The sequence below is a fragment of the Corynebacterium pilbarense genome (assembly GCF_026930265.1).
In the GTDB taxonomy this organism is placed as follows: domain Bacteria; phylum Actinomycetota; class Actinomycetes; order Mycobacteriales; family Mycobacteriaceae; genus Corynebacterium; species Corynebacterium pilbarense.
Map to the genome: position 1 here is coordinate 1 of NZ_JANRML010000104.1, position 640 is coordinate 640.

The following is a 640-nucleotide window of genomic DNA, read 5'->3' on the forward strand; positions in this document are numbered from 1 at the left end:
GTTAGGTCCCTAACATGTCCTTCCCCTTAAAACAGCCTTGTCCTCAAGGCTTGAGATGTGGAAATTGTTGCAGAATGGTAGCTGGTTCCCAAGTGGCATCTGTTGGAGTTGTATCTTTCCACTGGACTAACACTTCCTTGATGGTTCTCTGACACAGGTGACGCTCATGCTGGTCCAAAATTTCTTTTGGTTGTAGCCAAATGGATCCTTCTTCAGCTAACTCAGGAAGGTTGGTTTGAATTTGGCACTTAGTTCCAATCACCTTCTTTAAGCACGAGACTTGAAATACATAGATGGAACTTAGAGTGACTGGGAAGAGCCAATTGGTAGGTCAGGGGCACCACTCGTGTGATAATTGTATAAGGACCATAAAATTTGGGCACAAGTTTCTCACAATGTTCATCTTTGAGTGAAGTTTGTTTATTGGGTTGTAGACGAAGAAACACTTGATCCCCTTCTGCAAATTGACGTTCAGAGCGACCTTGATCTGCTTGTTGCTTCATGTGATTCTGTGCCATGACCAAATTCTCTTTGAGGGTATGGAGAATAGCCTCTCGAACTGTAAGTGTTTGGTCAACCGCCTGGACCTTCGAGACACCTAGAAAATATGAGAGAACTGAAGGTGGATTTTGTTCATATA

General features: G+C 43.3%; 2 protein-coding genes. Both read right to left on the minus strand.

What is annotated here, in order from left to right; genetic code table 11:
• Positions 1 to 43: 43 nt before the first annotated feature.
• On the minus strand, positions 44 to 262 hold the full coding sequence (locus NUW87_RS11905) for a chromo domain-containing protein (protein ID WP_369127942.1): 219 nt from the start codon (positions 260 to 262) through the stop codon (positions 44 to 46).
• A partial coding sequence (locus NUW87_RS11465) for a hypothetical protein (protein WP_269028655.1) occupies positions 249 to 640 on the minus strand: 392 nt, incomplete at its 5' end. The genes NUW87_RS11465 and NUW87_RS11905, both read right to left, overlap by 14 nt.